Here is an 18,696-nt window from a genome sequence, read left to right as displayed (position 1 = left end):
AAATGGCGACTGGGCATTGCAACTGCCGCAGGACCTCGGCGTCTCTGCCTCTGGTACATCGGAGCTTTCACTGATCGCGTACAACACGGCGGGCGCGCCGGTATCGGGCTGGAGGAACGTCACGCTGACCGTGAACGTTGCTTCGGGCAGTACCGCCCTGCCCAGCGGCAGCGCGCCCACTGTCACCAGTTCGACCACCGTGACCACCCTGCGCCCCCTGCTCAAGGGCAAGGCGGCCGCCGACACCATCGCTTATGTCTATCAAGCCGGCGGCAGCGTACTTTTCGGCAAGCCACCCGCCGACCAAAATGGCGACTGGGCATTGCAACTGCCGCAGGACCTCGGCGTCTCTGCCTCTGGTACATCGGAGCTTTCACTGATCGCGTACAACGCGGCGGGCGCGCCGGTATCGGACTGGAGGAATGTCACGCTGACCGTGAGCCGACCATAGAGCCCTGCTATAGAGACCGCGCAAGGTGCGGGATTGGAGGGCAAAAACTTGTTGACCATCAGGCCCTCCCCTTTCGAGCAATATTTGGGGGAGGGTGTTAAAAAACATCAACGTTATAAGAGTTCGCAGCAGGGAGGCAGTATAAAAAGCCGCTCCCTGCTCGAGTACAAATCGGAGGGACCGAGCATATAAAACTTTCTCACCCCACAAGTGCAATTGGGTATGTGGATGCCCGCCCTCCACTTCGAAAAACGTTTCTAGACCAAAGCAAACTTCGACCGCTCATTCGTCGCAAGCCATGAACTGACTGCTAAGTTCGGCTATCATCCAGCGCAGACTTCAAAAGCTTAAACAACCGAAACATAAGCAAAAAAAAAGGGAAGCCAAGCCTCCCTATCAAACAAACAATTTCTTTATGTGCACGATGCAACTATCAACCTTATCGAGAAGGCGGGTAAACGGTTTGCGTACCAGTACTCTCTTCATGTCTATAAGTAAGATCCCACTTCGGGGCATTCGGGGTCGCCTTGAATGTCAGATCACTTCCGGAAGCAATTTCATCTCGCTGACCATCAGTATTAATGACAAACGAAGATCCACGCGTATTATTACTCACAATAATTGTATTTTTCGTCTGTGTGGCCTCGCTCGTTGCAGGCAACTTTACTCCTTGCACTCGATGAAGCTCGTTATTAATTTCGACCTTATGCAAAACATTTTGATCAGTCATCTCAAGCACCTTCAAATATATCGGGCATCGAATACACTTATCGCAAGCAATAACTCGCTCAAAGCATCTACAGCGGTGTTCATGCGATACGTATTTTTGCACCGAATGGTTTATTTAAACTTCCTACCCAAATGGATTGAAAGTCAAACAACCTTAGCAACTCAGAAATCAGGCATCAACTGTCACAAATGACAGTTGACAAGATAAACACCCTTCCGACGCCTTACACTTTCTTTCAACCTGACAGTCCACACGATCAAACACTTTCCTGCTCAACAGCCCTGCAGAGCCAGTCCTACGAGGGCTTTACTTCAATTCGCAACTTTATCCACCCTAATGAAAACCACAGTTCGATAGAATAATAAAAACAGCCAGAGCATCACTTTATAACTAATGCATCTCACCACACGCCTGATAAGGCGGAGATCAGGATGTGAACAATTTATTCTCTACCCTCCGTCAACACTAAAATCATGCACAGACCGAATGCCCCGACGAACGGATCGCCGGGGGATTACTCACTCGCCCTTCGCCCCATGCCCCGCTATACTTCCCGGCTTTTCCTGAACAAATGCCAATAGGGTCCCGCCGCGCATGGATAAGACCTACCAGCCGCACGCCATTGAAACTTCCTGGTACAACACCTGGGAGTCAGAGAATTACTTCGCCCCGCAAGGCGCGGGCGAGTCCTACACCATCATGATCCCGCCGCCGAACGTCACCGGCAGCCTGCACATGGGTCACGGCTTCAACAACGCGATCATGGACGCCCTGATCCGTTTCCGTCGCATGCAGGGTCGCAACACCCTGTGGCAGCCGGGCACCGACCACGCCGGTATCGCCACGCAGATGCTGGTGGAGCGTCAACTCGAAGCCAAGGGCCAGAATCGCCACGATCTGGGCCGCGAGAAATTCCTCGAGAAAGTCTGGGAATGGAAGGATGAGTCCGGCGGCAACATCAGCCGCCAAATCCGCCGCCTCGGCTCGTCCGTCGATTGGAGCCGCGAGCGTTTCACCATGGACGACGGCCTCTCGGAGGCCGTGAAAGAAGCCTTTGTTCGTTTGCACGAAGATGGCCTGATCTATCGCGGCAAGCGCCTGGTCAACTGGGACACCAAGTTGCACACGGCGATTTCCGACCTCGAAGTGGAAAACCACGACGAAAAAGGTTTCCTGTGGAACCTCAAGTACCCATTGGCCGACGGCGCCAAGACCGCTGAAGGCAACGATTACCTGATCGTCGCGACCACTCGCCCGGAAACCATGCTCGGCGACGCCGCCGTGGCGGTTAACCCGAACGATGAACGCTACAAAGCCCTGATCGGCAAATTTGTCGTGCTGCCACTGGTTGGCCGCCGCATCCCGATCATCGCCGACGATTACTGCGATCCCGAATTCGGCACCGGCTGCGTGAAAATCACCCCGGCTCACGATTTCAACGACTACGAAGTCGGCAAGCGCCATAACCTGCCGCTGCTGAACATCTTCGACAAGAACGCCGAAGTGCTGCCAGCAGCCCAGGTCTTCAACCTCGATGGCAGCGTCAACGAAGAGATCGACGGCACACTGCCCGCCGAATACGCCGGCCTCAACCGTTTCCAGGCCCGCAAGGAAATCGTCGCAGCATTCGAAGCCGCCGGCCTGCTGGTCAGCGTCGACGATCACGCCCTGAAAGTACCGAAAGGCGACCGCTCCGGCACCATCATCGAGCCGTGGCTGACCGACCAGTGGTACGTGTCCACCAAACCACTGGCCGAGCCTGCGATTGCTGCTGTAGAAGACGGCCGCATCCAGTTTGTGCCAAAGCAGTACGAAAACATGTACTTCTCGTGGATGCGCGACATCCAGGACTGGTGCATCAGCCGTCAGCTGTGGTGGGGCCACCGGATTCCGGCCTGGTATGACGAGTCGGGCAAAGTCTACGTCGGTCGCGACGAAGCCGAAGTACGCGCCAAGAACAACCTTGGCCCGGACGTCGCGCTGCAGCAGGACAACGACGTGCTTGACACCTGGTTCAGCTCGGGCCTGTGGACTTTCTCCACCCTCGGCTGGCCGCAGCAGACTGAATTCCTGAAGAAGTTCCACTCCACCGACGTGCTGGTGACCGGCTTCGACATCATTTTCTTCTGGGTTGCCCGGATGATCATGCTCACCATGCATTTGGTGAAAAACGAAGACGGCACGCCACAGGTTCCGTTCAAGACCGTTTATGTTCACGGTCTGGTGCGTGATGGCCAGGGCCAGAAAATGTCCAAGTCCAAGGGCAACGTCCTGGACCCGCTGGACATCATCGACGGCATCGAGCTGGAAGAATTGGTGCAGAAACGCACCTCCGGCCTGATGCAGCCGAAACTGGCGAAGAAGATCGAGAAGCAGACCCGCGACGAGTTCGCCGACGGCATCGCCAGCTATGGCACTGACGCCCTGCGTTTCACCTTCTGCTCGCTGGCCTCGACCGGTCGCGACATCAAGTTCGACATGGGCCGCGTCGAAGGCTATCGCAACTTCTGCAACAAGATCTGGAACGCCGCGCGTTATGTTCTGGACAAGGGCGAAGACTGCGGCCAGAACGGCGAGGCTTACGAGCTGTCCCTGGCGGATCGCTGGATCATTTCGCAGCTGCAACGCACCGAAGCCGAAGTGACCCGTCAACTCGACCAGTTCCGCTTCGACCTGGCGGCGCAAGCCTTGTACGAGTTCATCTGGAACCAGTATTGCGACTGGTACCTGGAGCTCTCCAAGCCTGTGCTGTGGGACGAAAACGCAGCCGTAGAGCGTCAACGCGGCACCCGTCGCACGCTGGTTCGCGTGCTGGAAGTCGCCTTGCGTCTGGCTCACCCGTTCATGCCGTTCATCACCGAAGAAATCTGGCAGCGCATTGCGCCGCTGGCCGGTATCGAAGGCAAGACGATCATGCTGCAACCTTGGCCGGTGGCCAATGAAGCTCGCATCGACCAGGCCGCCGAAGACGACATCGAATGGCTCAAGGGCCTGATGCTCGGCACGCGTAACATTCGTGGCGAAATGAACATCGGCCCTGGCAAGCCACTGCCGTTGTTCCTGAAGAACGTCAATGCCGAAGACCAGCGTCGCCTCACCGAGAACGAAGCCCTGCTGAAGAAGCTGGCCAAGCTCGAGTCGATCACCGTGTTGGCGGCAGGCGAAGAAGCACCACTGTCTGCCACCGCGCTGGTGGGAGAGATGGAAGTGCTGGTGCCGATGGCCGGCCTGATCGATAAAAACGCCGAACTGGCGCGCCTGGACAAGGAAATCCAGCGCCTGCAAGGTGAAGTGCAGCGGGTCGGCGGCAAGCTGTCCAACGCTGGTTTCGTTGACAAGGCCCCGGCCGACGTTATCGAGAAAGAACGCGCCAAACTGGCCGAAGCCGAACAGGCTCTGGGCAGACTGGCCGAGCAGCATGCGCGGATTGCCAGTTTGTAAGAGGCATGTCTAGTCCTGAATAGGTTTAACCAGTTTCAGGACGGGACAGATAAATCAAAAGGAGGCCTTTTCAGGCCTCCTTTTTTTATGCGCTTGTCCAGCCTCCAAGGTTCGATTCCATGGGCTCCTTATAAATTCAGGATTTTCTGGATAGACGTCTTTAAATGTAAATGGTTATTTATTTAAAATTTTATATAGCATTTAACTATAAAAAACTGACATTTCTAACAGTATCCCGGTAGCGTCAATGGCGCATAGCATGAAGTCACCGGCACCTCAGCAAGCGCTTGCCCTTCTTCGGTGCTTCATCGCTTTGCCTCATAGCAAACAAGGAGTTAGCCATGTCTGGTACTGAAATCACTGCCTTTGACACCAAAAGCCCTGCCATTCATGGTGTTTCAGCTCAAACAGGGGCGTTTCACACCTATCTGCCTATTGCAAAGCTATTGGACAATGATGGATTGGGACCCGAGCTTGATATCAAGCTAGTTTACTCTCCAGGTGCCAGGTTTTCTGTTTTTGGGAATTGGGCGCTAAACCTCAGCTCTGCAACAGCTTCATCACAGAATCCTAATTTATTCAACCTCAATCTTTCAAATGGCGAATCATGGAAACTTAGTGGTAAAAAGCTCTTCACACCCAACATCTATTCGCGCGACAATAACGACATAGTGCACAAGGATGGAACAGTCGAAAGTTTTGATTCTTTCTTTGACATAATCATAGGCAAAGGCAAAATCAAAGACATAAAAAACCTTAACTCCGAAGCCATCCCCTTCGTTAATCTGCTTACGAAAAAAACATCCTCCAGCGGAAGATCGATTACGCTGTCCTGGGAGTCATTTAATCATGAATACGAAACGAATGGCATTAAAAGAGTAATTATTCTACCCCGACTTGAGTCTGTATCCAACGAGAAGAAACAACTATTATTACGCATAGAGTACACAGAAGAAAACTCTCAACAAAAAATCATATTTCATGTACACCCAGGGACCGCAAACCAATATTCAGTTACCATTAAGCTGGATGATCGAGTCCCCCTCGAAAAAAGAAAATATCTTAACTCACACAATCTCACCCACTCAACCATAAATATCTTCCCCTGGAATGGCTTAACTGTTGGAAGTACAACTCGTAGCGACCGTATTGGCACTACAGAATTTAGCTATACGCACGACACTCATGAAATAGATAGACACACTCCCCCTCCCTCACCAACATATGATTCAACCTTCCCTATCTCTTCAATAATAAATACCATAACCCACCCATCAGGAGTACTGGAAGAAATCCAGTATGACAATAAAAAAGTATCCTCCCACACTATCTCCATCAACAAACAGACCATCAGCAAGCAGAACTACAACCATTCCAATGTTGTTTACGGCTATTACAGCACCACCATCGACGAGGAAATCAGCGGCAGTCATTCCGTCCATCACTTCGACGCCAGCAAGAACCAACAAACCAAAGAAGTAGTGACTCTCGGCGGATGCAAAAAAACAATTGAGGTCTCGCGCGCCGTTATATTCAGCGAGATGGATACCACTTCCCTTCCAGCAAAAGAAATAAAACCTGGCAAAATGGAGGTCATCACCACAACAACCTACGAGAACCCGGGCAAACAAACCCGTTCTGAACAAGTCAGAGTCACTCTGGATCTGCTGGGTAACATAATTGCCAAAACCGAAAACGGCGTTACCACGGAGTGGACGTACTATCAAGGCGCACCAAGAGAGTCAATTTTAGTCAAGAAAGAAACCTTTAACGCGTCCCCTAGCGTGACGGTGGCAGCCGGCTGGATTGGTGACTACCTGAACCCCATCGGCTGGGGTTTTCATGCTTTCGGCAACGCAGGCCTGACCTGGGGTACCCGTGAAGTTCGCACCGTCACCCGCTTCCCCTTTGTCACCGATACCGGCAAAAAAACCTTCAACCTACCAGTGGACATTATCTGCCCCGGAGACCCCAACTACTTCAGGGTCTACGTCGAATCCGAAAAGGTTTACACCCTTGAAGGAGGCAAGCGAACTGATTTGCGCTGGACCTTTTTTGGCTACGGTAAATTACCGGTCCAAGGTGCGGTGGTTAATGGTCCGGCAGTCAGGCCTACGATTAAACTGACTATTTACAACCCCATCGCCGATGCTAGTGGCAAGCTCGTCTCCGGGGCAAACGACGCTATGACGGTAGAAGAAACCCAGTACATCACCGATGTAAAGGACGCACATCATGGCCGGGTGAAGTCCACCTCCCAGAAAATCCTGGATACCTCTGGCAGCACAGTTGCCGGCTCTATAGTGACCACTGAGTTCGTCTACAACCTGGAACATGGTGAACTCACCACCACCGCCAGCATTAGCGCCGGTGATACCCCAGCCGTTACGCAAAAACAGACCATCCTGACACTTACTGGTCAATTATTGACGACCACTGATTCCCAGGGAAATAAGACTAAGTATGAGTACGACCAACGGGGACGCACGACCAGGCAGGCCAATTACGGGAACGATGATGCGCCCTACGCCACGACTAACCTCAGTTATGTCGACTCGACCACACAAGACAGCACCGTGACCCGTACCAGCGCCATTGGTGAACAATCCCGGGAGGTTTTCGATTCATTGGGACGGCTGACCCAAACCCAGCGGCTTCATTCGGACGGCAACACTTGGCTGACGCTCGGCAAAACGGTTTACAACTCACTGGGACGTGAAAGCGCGATCACAGAGTATGACTACCACCCCGACGGATCTCAGTTTTTGAGCCGCACGCGGAATCTGGAATATGATGATTGGGGGGCCGTTTCCAAAATCAAATGGGTAGGCGGTGTCACTCAGGGTTTCGAGTATGACCCCGTCTCACGGCAGCAAACACAGTGGACCACCTACGGCACGCACCAAAGTGGAAGCGTTTCAACAGTGTTTGATGAGCAGACAGGTACACGCAGGCACGAAACCTCTATTTTCACTAATGGCCAATTGCAGCGCTCATACACCGCCATCTACGACGCTTTGGGGAAACTCACAGAAGAGTCCTCCTCCTTCGCTCCCAAACGCCAATACACTTACGATAAGTTTGGACGGCTGACTCGTATTACCGCCGCAAACGAGATAACCACTAACGACTATCCTACCCATACCCTGAGCGCCACCGCCAGTGCTGCTCGCCTGGAGAACGGGAAAGAAAGTTGTGAGTTGGGCTCACGCACATTGGATAGCCTGGGACGCGTGACAAAAACTACTGTCGGAGGGCGGACTACCAACTTTACCTATACAGGCAGCAGCGACTGGGGCAAGTCCGACAGCAAACCAAACAGCGACATACAACAGGGGATTCCGGTCACCCTCGCTGCCGCCTATGAGTCGAAGCTGAACCAAGTGACGGAGACTACCACCGGCGGTATCGAGACGGGTAGTAATTGGGAGACCAGCACGGCTCGGTACACCTGTTCATTACGCGGCGTGGTGCTGAGTGAAACGGATGCATTTGGCAACACCACCACATTCAATTATGACGCTCAAGGGCGCCTGAGCAGTACTTCAAGTGCAACGGCCAAGGTTGATTTCAGCTATGACAGTGCTGGCCGGTTAACAACAGAAACACTGGAGAATCTGATCGACAAGCGGTCAATGGTCACAAACTTCACGTACGACGACAAAGACCGGGAAACTCAACGCAAGTTTGAAGCCGAAGGCTTCAATACGTTGACGATAGTTCAGGACTACAACAACTCCTCTCAAATCGCCAGCATGACGCTGTACGAGGCTTCGACGTTACTACGCAAGGAGACCTTCACCTACAATGACAAGGGACAGTTGGCGAGCTATACCTGTGAGGGGCCGCGCAAACCGGTTACGCCGGAAGGTCTGATCCTGGACAGTCAGACCTTCACATACGACCTCGCTGGCAACCTCAAACAGTGCAACAACACCTCAAACGGCGGCACCTTTCAAGACAGGTACCAATATGATGGGACGGACCGTACTCAACTGGTCAGCGTGACTCGAGGGAAACCTGACAAAGTTGATCGGGCTTGCACCTTCAGCTACGACGACCAAGGCAGGCTGAGCAATAACGACGACGTGCAGTTGCAATACAACGACCTTGGAAGGTTGGGCGGACTGAAATTTCCCAAGAGCAAGAGGTTGTACAATTACTCTTACAACAACCTTCGCCAGCTAGTGGGTTGTACAGGCAACGATTATTACGAGCTGTTCTATTATCAGGGCGACTCTCAATATGCACGCAAAGGAGGCCTTCAAACCAACGGCCAACGGATTTATCGCACCACAGTACTGCTCAACCAAAGTGCCGCCTGTGTACTGCAGCAAAACACGCAGAAAATCCACGATGAGACCAAAACTGTCAGTCACAGTTTTGAGATCAAAGACATCAAGGGCACAGTGATTGCCAGCCACAACCTGCTCGACAACAGCTCAACCATTTTTGCCTACACGCCCTTTGGGTATCGCCCCTACGACTGGGCGCACCATTCCTGGATTGGCTTCAATGGCCAGCCTATTGATCGTGTCACCGGCTGTTATCACCTGGGCAATGGCGAGAGAGTTTACGACCCTGACTATCAGCGCTTTCAAACCAGGGACAAATTCAGCCCCTTTGGCAAAGGTGGTGCGAACAACCGCAGTTACTGCCACAACGATCCGGTGAACTATAGCGACCCCAGTGGGCAAGCAGAAATTGTTCATCAATATACCGTAGTCACCCATGGTCCCGCGATACAGGATCCCATAGTGCAAGCGGTGTTATTCGGTTCTGTGGGTATCTTGTTGGCGCCTTTTACCGGCGGCGCCTCAATCGGCTGGACAACAGCGGCCGTAGGGATTGCAATTGTTTCCGCCGGGTTTGGCATCGCGTCGGCTGCTTTACAGGACAGCGATCCAAAATTGGCGACAGCGTTTGGCTGGGCATCGCTAGGAACGGGGTTTGCCAGTGCCGGGGCAGGTGCTCTGGGGGCCAAGGTAGCGGCAAGGGCCAGCTTCAGGCTGGCACAAAGCAACCTGCCAGCGTCACAACGAGTCGCACAAGGAACGATCTACCGCAGAGGGAATTTGCCAGCCGGGGACTCCACCACAGGGAATGTCAACGCCATGCTGGAAGGAAAGCCTGTTAACTCAACCTACGAACTCTACAGTGGTGGCTTGGACAGTCGGATTTTATACATTGATGCTCATGGCACCGCGATGGCCTCAGAACACGTGCTCTCCCCCCTGTCAGCCGAGTTTCAATTTCGCTCCGCTCCAGGCGTCAAGGCTGCTGATGTCGGCACGAACTGGGAGACACGAGTACTGGGAAGAACAGCTTACAGGCATCCGCCTGGTGCGACGGATATCCCTAACTATATCCTTGACGAATTCACCGTCGCCGAGCACATAAAAATTGGTTCTCTCCCGTCAAATTATCAACCCATATTGAAGGAGCTGGCCAAGCAACTCAATGCCGACATACTGAGGCCGACCAGCAAGGTATTGCTAAGTGATCTGATGACTGAAGTAACTCGCCAAGGCTACCACTACGACCGAATTGTCGGAAACTTTTGTCGGGGCACCATGGCGTACGACACACCGCCTCTCGTCCAAAGTATTCGGCGAGCCATCGGCGCATGGTAATGGAGCAGCAGGGACGGAATGCTCCATCAACTCGGGCGCCGTGCCAGATAGGTTAACGCTGGAACAAAGGGAAGACCCACGCAGGCCTCTTGCCAGTCAGTTAAACTGACTGGCATTTTTTCTAATTGGATATTCCGGCGATTTAGGCCTGATGGTATTGGAAGTGACGTCGGGTGTGTCTCACTCGTTCATCACCGAAGAAATCTGACCACTCGATAAAACAGTTGAGCCAGGCTGTCAGAATAACAACAAGGCCAAAACCGAACAGATCTTGAAAAAGCTGGTGAAACAGCTTGTACGGATAGCCAATTTTTCAATGAAAGAAAATGCCGGCCCCTGAAACAGATTCATATCTATTTCAGAGCCCGGCACATTAATCGGGTCAATTAATAGTGTTAATCAACTCTATTCAACCCTTGCTTGGTGGAGGAATATTCTGCTGACCGTCAGGCAGAGCGCCAGGAGGAAGAGAATCACTATATTTACGCACCCCTTGAGACACCCACTTTGTTCCATCAAACTTAAATTGCAGATTGGCTTTTCCGGGCAATTCGACATCAGCATTCAAGTTAGTATTAATCGATTTCACAGTCGTAGGCTTTTCTCCTTTATTCTCGATTTGAAGGAGGGTGCCAACTTTGGTTGACTTGTCTGCCGCAATAGTAATCGGGCTGGTATAACCACTCCACTCATCACCCAGAGTGTAAGTATTGGCCCCCGCTCCTGACTCTGTCTTTACGATGCCTGGAGGATCGTTCTCTTTGGGAGTACCATCAATAGCCAGTGCACTCATTGACAACGACATTGCGCCGGCCAGTAAAAAAAATCTGTTCATATCCAACATCCTTATTAGTTATCTAAAATGCGAGAGAGGCAATTATTTTTCCTCAACGAAAATTTAACACCGTTAAAAATGTCGTCTACTGTCAGAACTAACAGTCGATCAGACCAATAAGAAATAACCGCAATCTTAACTATGCTATTTCCAGGAAAAGGAGCACCCACTACCGCGCCTCGCATTTCCAGAAGTGGAGGACCGTTTTCCAGCCGAAGATGTGGGACAATGCCCGCCACTTTGAGCCAAAACCCTGAATCGACTTCCCATGACCGCCCCTAGCAAACCCAAAGCCCCGCGCCAAAAGCCAAAACCTGCGACCCCGGCCAAAGCCGTCGAGCCGCGTGAGAAGGCCAGCCTGCACCCACGCAACCGCCACCAGGGCCGTTACGACTTTCCGGCGCTGATCAAGACCACGCCTGAGCTGGCGAAGTTCGTGATCATCAATCCCTACGGCAAAGAGAGCATCGACTTCGCCAGCCCGGATGCGGTGCGGGTGTTCAACCGGGCGCTGCTCAAGGCGTTCTACGGCATTGCCCATTGGGATATTCCAGCCGATTACCTGTGCCCGCCGGTGCCGGGGCGTGCCGACTATGTGCACTTCCTCGCGGACCTGTTGGCTAGCGTCAACGACGGCGAGATCCCTCGGGGCGCGCCGGTCAAGGTGCTCGATATCGGCATGGGCGCCAACTGCGTCTACCCGTTGATCGGCTACAGCGACTACCGCTGGCACTTCCTCGGCTCGGAAATCGACCCGACGGCCGTGGCCGCCGCCAAAGCCATCGTGCAGTCCAACGGGCTGAACAAAGCCATTCAGTTGCGCCAGCAAAGCAATCCCAAGCACATTTTGCTGGGCCTGCTCGAACCCGGCGAACGCTTTGACCTGACCATGTGCAACCCGCCGTTCCACGCCTCGATGGACGAGGCTACCAAGGGCAGCGAGCGTAAATGGCGCGCACTGGGCCGCGCCGACCCGAAGCGCAAGCTGCCGGTGCTGAACTTTGGTGGCCAATCGGCCGAGCTGTGGTGTGAAGGTGGCGAAGCACGGTTTGTGACGCAACTGATCGCCGAGAGCGCGCACTTTCAACACAAAGTGCTGTGGTTCAGCACTCTGGTCTCGAAAGCCTCAAACCTGCCTGCCATCCAGACCGCACTGAAAAAGGCCGGTGTGCTGGAAAGCCAGGTCGTGGAAATGTCTCAGGGGCAAAAGCAAAGCCGCTTTGTCGCCTGGACCTTCCAGACCAAATCCGAGCAGCAGGTCTGGCGCGAACGCTGGGTTCGCAAGAGCTGAGTAACTGACCGACGCAGATCAACTGTGGGGAGGGCCGGGCGACGTTTGCTTGCTCGCTCCCACATTGGCTTGCAGCATTTGCTGAATAGCGGATACAAAAAAACCGTGCCCGGGTTGTCCCGGCGCACGGTTTTTTTTACTGCGGTCTTACTTGTTAACAGCGTCAGTCAGGCCTTTAGCCACGACCAGCTTGATAACTTTCTTGGCAGCGATTTCGATGGCAGCGCCAGTCGAAGGGTTGCGGCCGGTACGGGCAGGACGCTCGGTCACTTTCAGCTTGCCGATACCTGGCAGAGTGATTTCGCCGCCGTTTTCCAGTTGATCAGCAACGATTTGGCCCAGTTGGTCCAGAGCGTTACGCGCGGTGGTTTTTGGCGCGTCGATAGCTTCAGCGATATCGGCGATCAGTTGGTCTTTAGTAAGAGCCATGTGGTGTTCCTTCCCTATCAAATTCATATGGATTGCAGAGTGCAGTGTCAGCCATCGAGCCCGATCTTCTGGATCTGGCACCCTCGGCTACAACACCGACGGGTCGGGGTTATAGATGCCGAAATCAGGGTTTGGTTCGACCTGACAAATGCTGAATGCACGCTTAACGCAGTGACTTCGCGTAAGACCGGGCAAAACTAGCACAGAGACGGGGAAATATCCGCCTCTACCTACCCATTTGGTCAGCTTTATTGCTCTAAATCGGGAAAAAAGCACATAAGCCCGGTCAGACACGCCTCGAATACCCTTCAAGCACCGCCAAAACCAGCAGGTGCGGTACACTGGGCACTTTTTCGGGGAGCACGCCCTCCTCTCTTCAATCAGCCGAGAAGCCCATGCCGATCCGTCATTGCATCGTCCACCTGATCGACAAAAAACCCGACGGCACTCCTGCAGTTCTCCACGCCCGCGACTCGGAACTGGCAGAGTCCACGGCCATCGAGAACATGCTCGCCGACCTCAACGAAAGCTATAACGCCAAACAAGGCAAGGCCTGGGGATTGTTCCATGCCGAGTCCGGCGCGCATCCGTTCAGCGGCTGGCTGAAGGAGTACCTCGACTCTGGCCGTGACTTCACGGCGTTCAGCCGCGTTGCAGTGGAACACCTGCAAAAGTTGATGGAAGAATCCAACCTGTCGACCGGCGGCCACGTGCTGTTTGCGCACTATCAGCAAGGCATGACCGACTACCTGGCTATCGCCCTGCTGCACCACAGCGAAGGCGTGGCAGTGACTGACCAGCTCGACGTGACACCGTCCCGCCACCTGGATCTTGGCCAGTTGCACCTGGCAGCGCGGATCAACGTGTCCGAGTGGCAGAACAACAAGCAGTCCAAGCAGTACATTTCGTTCATCAAGGGCAAGAACGGCAAGAAGGTTTCGGAGTATTTCCGCGACTTCATCGGCTGCCAGGAAGGCGTCGACGGTCCGGGCGAAACCCGTACCCTGCTCAAGGCGTTCAGTGATTTCGTCGAAAGCGAGGACCTGCCGGAAGAGTCCGCCCGCGAGAAGACCAAGACCCTGGTCGACTACGCCAGCAGCCAGGCAAAACTCGGCGAACCGATGGGCCTCGAAGAGTTGTCTGAGCTGATCGACGAAGAACGCCCGAAAGCTTTCTACGATCACATCCGCAACAAGGATTACGGCCTGTCGCCAGAGATCCCGGCAGACAAACGCACCCTGAATCAGTTCCGCCGCTTCACCGGTCGTGCCGAAGGCCTGTCCATCAGCTTTGAAGCGCACCTGCTGGGCTCGAAGATCGAATACGACGAAGAAGCCGGCACGCTGATCATCAAGGGCCTGCCGACCCAGCTGACCGATCAACTGAAGCGCCGCAACTGATGCTTAACGGTGTACTGAAGAAATTCCTGCTGATCCTGCTGGTGGTTGTGGCCTACCAGAACTGGGGCAAGATCGAGCGGGTGTTCAATCCTTCGCAAGTAGTGTCCGAGCAGACCCAGGCCAACGCCAGGGTCGTGCTCTACGCCACCGACTGGTGCGGTTACTGCAAACTGACCCGGCGCTTTCTCGACCAGAAAGGCATTCCTTACCGCGAATTCGACATCGAGAAAGATGCCGAAGCACGCAAAACTTATGAAGCGCTGGGTGGACGCGGAATTCCGATGCTGGACGTGAACGGCACATTGATCCGCGGTTATGAGCCTGAGGCGATCCTCACGGCCCTGAAATAACCTGTGGCGAGGGAGCTTGCTCCCGCTCGAGTGCGCAGCGCTCGCAAACAGGTAAACCGGTTCTGTCAGGCACAACGCGAACACCGTTTCTACGACTGCTTCGCCCGAACGCGGACCGGCCGACGGGAGCAAGTTCCCTCGCCACAAATGCCCGCGCCCGGCTCAACAACTGTCAGCGTGCCTCGATGCGAAAGCCAAACCGCGGGAAGTGCACATGCACCAGCCCGCCCCGCTCATCTTCGCGACGCAGGATCAACTCTTCGCGTCCTGCAAACAGCAATTCGCCCGCGACCGGATCAACGCCATAGTCAACCGCGGCGACCACCACTTGCTGGCCGACCTTGAAGCCGTTGGGCTCATCGAATTGTTCATCCGGCAAGGCCGCTGGTGTTGAATGACGCGAAACCTCCAGCGCCTCTTCAGAGGTCATTTCGCTGAATGCACCATGCCCGAAGCCCATGACCCGAACCAGCCATGCCGACACCGCCGGATAAACATCGACCAACGGTGCCGTCACCGGTGTGTCCTTGAGGAACCACAACGGGTGAGCCATGGCGAAGTCGGCAATCGAAGGCTCACCAAACAGGTAGTCACCGTCCTCGCGCTGCAATTGCTGCTCAAGCCGCGCCATGATCGTCGGCCATTGATGCCTGGCCTGCTCGGCCGACAACCGCGTAGCGCTGCCACCGCTGAACAACCCGGCACGGTCAGCGACAAAAGCCTTGATCGCTTCTGGAGACAACTTGGCAAAACGCACCGCCACCGATTCTGGCTGGAACACCAGGCTCACCGCATGCTGAAACACCACCGAATCAGCCCAGGCGGCGAAGCTCGCAGTGATCATCTCCCGACCTTCCGGGAACAATGCAGGCGAAGCCTTTTCCTGTTCCAGACGGCGGGCAATCAACGCTGTGTCGCAGTAGATATCGGCACCAATCTGCAACACCGGGGTCTTGCGGTAACCACCGGTCAGTGCGGTCAAATCAGGTTTTGGCATCACTCGCGGGATCATCACCGAACGCCAGGACAAGCCTTTGAAACCGAGCAACAGCCGGGTTTTTTCTGCAAACGGGGAAGTCGGGTAATGGTGAAGAATCAGATCTGACATGCTGGAACCCGTCGCTGGTATTAGGAATCAGCAGCTTAGCGCGCAATCGATTAGCGGCCTACCCATCTGCCTGATGGGCACTTATCAGTCAGATTGATAAGCCCGCGGCAGCGCTCGCCACCAGGCATTCCTTGGCGCTTTTCTTGAGTTTTTTGATCAGGCGTTCCTGACGCAGTGCTTCGCTTTTATCGCGGCAGGCTTCGGTGTACACCAATGCAACAGCCGGGCTTGAGAGGAAGAAACGCGCACCTTTGCCGCTTTGATGAGTGGCAAAACGCCGGACAGGGTCGTCACTGATCCCGCAGTACAGCGAACCGTTGGCCGCACGAACCAGATAGACGAACCAGTGCTTGCTCTGCGCGGGTGGGGTTGCGGGGTCGCTGACGGAGACTTCGCTCAGGGTGTTCACGTGACGATCAAGGCTTGTAGGAAACAAGCCGCGATCTTATCAGCGACTGGCCTGAAATGCCCTCAGCCCTTTCAAGGCCTGCGCGCGAACGGCATTGCTCACCAACGGTGTCCAGCCCAGCAACAGACCTTTGAAACCCAATGCCTGACGCGACCAGCGCCACAAATCGAAATGGTCGTGGTGCTCGCAGATCTTGCCATCACGGAAAACAAATCGTGCCTGAATGTCGTTGACCACCGTGTTGCCGGTCTGGCTGAACAGGTAGGTCGCCACCCAATGTGCGCCGCCCGTACGCTCGTCGGCGCGGACGTTATCGAAGGTCAGGGAAAAGTCTTTGGCGCGAGTCGTGAGCATGCGCCACATATCGCCGGCATCGCGTCCACGCAGTTCGCCGAACGCCGGATCACTGAACACCACGTCTTCGGTGTAGCAGGCGCTCATGGCTTCGGCATCCAGCCGCTGGAAGGCTTGATAGAACTGGGTGATCAAGGCGCGGTTGGCATCACTCATGGGCAGGCTCCCTGCATTGGCAAAAATGGCTTCGAAAGATCCCTGCACGATAGTCTGCCAATGCCGGGAAAACTACCGACATTCGCATCAGGAATATCGGCACTGCGCAGGCTTCAAACGCGTTCGCTTTCGATCTGAACGTACAGCGAACGTCCGGCACCGAGACCGGCGATGATCGCGCCGAGGCCAATAACCCCGAAGATCCAGCCCAGCGCGGTCCAGCCGCCTGTCCAGTCATGTACCAGACCGACTGCGAACGGGCCCATGGAGGCCAACGTATAACCGAATCCCTGGGCCATGCTCGACAGGTTGGCCGCCACATGAGCATCGCGCGAACGCAGCACGATCAGGGTCAGCGCCAGGCTGAACGTACCGCCCTGCCCCAATCCGAGCAGAATCGCCCAGCCCCACAGGCCTTCGATCGGTGCATAGAGGCAGCCGAACAGACCGCCGAGGGTCAGGAGCATGACGACGACGATCGCCAGCCGCTGATCTTTGCCGCGAGTCGCCAGCCATGGCGCAGCCAGCGAACTGGCCAACTGGATGATTACCGAACCGGACAGCACCAGTCCGGCCTGGGTCGGTGTCAGGCCGCGGCCGATCAGGATCGACGGCAACCAGCCGAAGACGATGTAGGCCAGCGAAGATTGCAGGCCCATGTACAGGGTCACTTGCCAGGCCAGTGGATCACGCAGCAGACCGCGCACCCGATACGCCACATTGTGCGCTCCGTGTTTCTGGCCAACTTGCGGCAACCAGAACATCGCCGCGACCAGCGCCGGAATTACCCAGAAGCCCAGGCCGAGCGCCCAGCTTTCGTCGAAATGCTGGCTCAAGGGCACCGTCGCACCCGCCGCCATGGCCGCGCCAAGGCACAGGGCCATGGTGTAAACGCCGGTCATGGTGCCCGCGTGTTTGGCAAAATCACGTTTGACGATGCCCGGCAGCAGCACACCGATTACGCCAATGCTCGCGCCGGCCAGAATGCTGCCGGCGAACAGTCCGATCTCACCGAACGAACTGCGCAGAATGATCCCGCCAGCCAGCGCCAGCAAAATCCCCAATACCACTCGTTCGGCGCCAAACCGTCGCGCCAGCAGCGGTGCCAGCGGCGCGAACAGCCCAAGGCAAAGCACCGGCAAGGTGGTCAGCAAACCGGCCTGGGCCGCCGATAGCCCGAGACTTTTCGACACATCGCTGAGCAGCGGCGCCATGCTCGACAGCGCCGGGCGCAGGTTCAGCGCCACCAGAATCAGCCCCAGCAACAACAACCACGGGCGACGTAAAACCGGATGACTTTGCTGGACCTGTTCGTCATCGGCCTCGGCATCGATCAATAGCTCCTCGAGCTCAGCCGTGCGTTTGAGTTGGGTCGTGCTGCTGGTATTCGCCTGCTGGCTGGACATGAGGTTCTCGGTTTCAGGGTTCATTGATCAACTGCCTGGAAATGGCTTTGGCCCGTTCCGGATCGCGCTGCTCGACGGCATCGAGCAGTTCGATATGCAGATCGAACACCTCCTGACGTCTGGGAGTGATGTTGAGGGTCTGACGCAGTTGCGCGCCGATGATGCTGGAGAAATAGCGATACAACTCGCTCAGCGTCGGGTTATGCGCGGCGTCCACCAAACGCCGGTGGAACACCAGGTCGCAGGCAATGTAGCTATCGAGATCGCCGTGGTAGTGACTGCCGCTGACACCCAGGGCTTCACGCAGTGCGATGAGGTCTTCATCGGTACGACGCAACGCCGCCAGACCGATGGCCTCGACCTCGAGGATGTGCCGGGTTTCCCGGGCCTGTTCGTGGGAACAACGGGACAAGGCTTTCATCGTGTCGAGCGGGTCGGCGACCGCCCGCAGGTAACTGCCGTCGCCCTGCCGGATCTCGATCAAGCCGGAAAACGCCAACACCCGCATGGCTTCGCGCACGGTGTTGCGGCTGATACCCAGCTCGGTCGCCAGTTCAGGTTCGGTGGGCAGGCGTTGGCCGACTGACCAGGTGCCGTTGTTGATGCGCAGGCGCAACTGTTCAAGGGCCTGATCGACCAGAGAACGCTTCACCAGTGGGGATGTGTCTGTCATTGAATTCGCCCTTTCATCCAATCATAGGAT

General features: G+C 55.2%; 14 protein-coding genes. 6 read left to right on the top strand and 8 right to left on the bottom strand.

Translation table 11 applies throughout. The features are described 5' to 3' along the window. A partial coding sequence (locus KRR23_RS27725; RefSeq protein ID WP_216745032.1) for a hypothetical protein occupies positions 1–451 on the top strand: 451 nt, incomplete at its 5' end. Positions 452–890: 439 nt separating this feature from the next. Here the strand turns inward: KRR23_RS27725 and KRR23_RS27720 are convergent. Next, complete coding sequence (locus KRR23_RS27720; protein ID WP_216745031.1) at positions 891–1,181, bottom strand: hypothetical protein; 291 nt, start codon at positions 1,179–1,181, stop codon at positions 891–893. A 594-nt stretch (positions 1,182–1,775) separates the two neighbouring features. Between KRR23_RS27720 and KRR23_RS27715 the strand changes: the two genes are divergently transcribed. Further along, positions 1,776–4,622 (top strand): valine--tRNA ligase, encoded by a 2,847-nt coding sequence (locus tag KRR23_RS27715; RefSeq protein WP_216745030.1) that lies wholly within the window; start codon positions 1,776–1,778, stop codon positions 4,620–4,622. Positions 4,623–4,963: 341 nt separating this feature from the next. Continuing rightward, entirely contained in the window at positions 4,964–10,255 is a 5,292-nt protein-coding gene (locus KRR23_RS27710) for an RHS repeat domain-containing protein (RefSeq protein WP_216745029.1), read from the top strand. 409 nt (positions 10,256–10,664) lie between these two features. On the opposite strand, the gene KRR23_RS27705 is transcribed toward KRR23_RS27710, so the two are convergent. Then, positions 10,665–11,090 (bottom strand): hypothetical protein, encoded by a 426-nt coding sequence (locus KRR23_RS27705; RefSeq protein WP_216745028.1) that lies wholly within the window; start codon positions 11,088–11,090, stop codon positions 10,665–10,667. 268 nt (positions 11,091–11,358) lie between these two features. Here KRR23_RS27705 and rlmF point away from each other — a divergent pair, with 268 nt between their 5' ends. Then, positions 11,359–12,381 carry a 23S rRNA (adenine(1618)-N(6))-methyltransferase RlmF gene (gene rlmF / locus KRR23_RS27700; RefSeq protein WP_216745027.1) on the top strand — a complete coding sequence of 341 codons (1,023 nt, stop codon included), beginning with the start codon at positions 11,359–11,361 and terminating at the stop codon, positions 12,379–12,381. A gap of 147 nt (positions 12,382–12,528) precedes the next feature. Here rlmF and KRR23_RS27695 read toward each other — a convergent pair whose 3' ends face one another. After that, positions 12,529–12,810, bottom strand: a complete 282-nt coding sequence (locus KRR23_RS27695; RefSeq protein ID WP_007905514.1) for an HU family DNA-binding protein — start codon at positions 12,808–12,810, stop codon at positions 12,529–12,531. Positions 12,811–13,205: 395 nt separating this feature from the next. Between KRR23_RS27695 and yejK the strand changes: the two genes are divergently transcribed. Then, positions 13,206–14,210: a nucleoid-associated protein YejK gene (gene yejK, locus KRR23_RS27690; RefSeq protein WP_216745026.1), complete on the top strand. Its 1,005-nt coding sequence runs from the start codon at positions 13,206–13,208 to the stop codon at positions 14,208–14,210. After that, complete coding sequence (locus KRR23_RS27685; RefSeq protein WP_054593884.1) at positions 14,210–14,560, top strand: glutaredoxin family protein; 351 nt, start codon at positions 14,210–14,212, stop codon at positions 14,558–14,560. Before yejK ends, KRR23_RS27685 begins: the two co-directional genes overlap by 1 nt. 172 nt (positions 14,561–14,732) lie before the next feature. On the opposite strand, the gene KRR23_RS27680 is transcribed toward KRR23_RS27685, so the two are convergent. From KRR23_RS27680 to KRR23_RS27660, 5 genes are all read right to left on the bottom strand, one after another. Then, positions 14,733–15,668, bottom strand: a complete 936-nt coding sequence (locus tag KRR23_RS27680) for a glutathione S-transferase family protein (protein ID WP_216745025.1) — start codon at positions 15,666–15,668, stop codon at positions 14,733–14,735. An 88-nt stretch (positions 15,669–15,756) separates the two neighbouring features. Continuing rightward, on the bottom strand, positions 15,757–16,077 hold the full coding sequence (locus tag KRR23_RS27675) for a GIY-YIG nuclease family protein (RefSeq protein ID WP_216745024.1): 321 nt from the start codon (positions 16,075–16,077) through the stop codon (positions 15,757–15,759). Positions 16,078–16,116: 39 nt separating this feature from the next. Next, positions 16,117–16,587, bottom strand: coding sequence for a nuclear transport factor 2 family protein (locus KRR23_RS27670; protein ID WP_145019156.1), 471 nt, complete (start codon positions 16,585–16,587; stop codon positions 16,117–16,119). A 113-nt stretch (positions 16,588–16,700) separates the two neighbouring features. Further along, positions 16,701–18,017: a CynX/NimT family MFS transporter gene (locus KRR23_RS27665; RefSeq protein WP_216745023.1), complete on the bottom strand. Its 1,317-nt coding sequence runs from the start codon at positions 18,015–18,017 to the stop codon at positions 16,701–16,703. After that, complete coding sequence (locus KRR23_RS27660) at positions 18,007–18,666, bottom strand: FadR/GntR family transcriptional regulator (protein WP_216745022.1); 660 nt, start codon at positions 18,664–18,666, stop codon at positions 18,007–18,009. Before KRR23_RS27660 ends, KRR23_RS27665 begins: the two co-directional genes overlap by 11 nt. Between the last annotated feature and the right edge of the window lie 30 nt (positions 18,667–18,696).

Source organism: Pseudomonas sp. CVAP#3, assembly GCF_018986375.1.
Taxonomy (GTDB): Bacteria; Pseudomonadota; Gammaproteobacteria; order Pseudomonadales; family Pseudomonadaceae; genus Aquipseudomonas; species Aquipseudomonas helvetica.
Note: the sequence above shows the minus strand (reverse complement) of the source record. Positions and strands in the feature narration are given on the sequence as shown.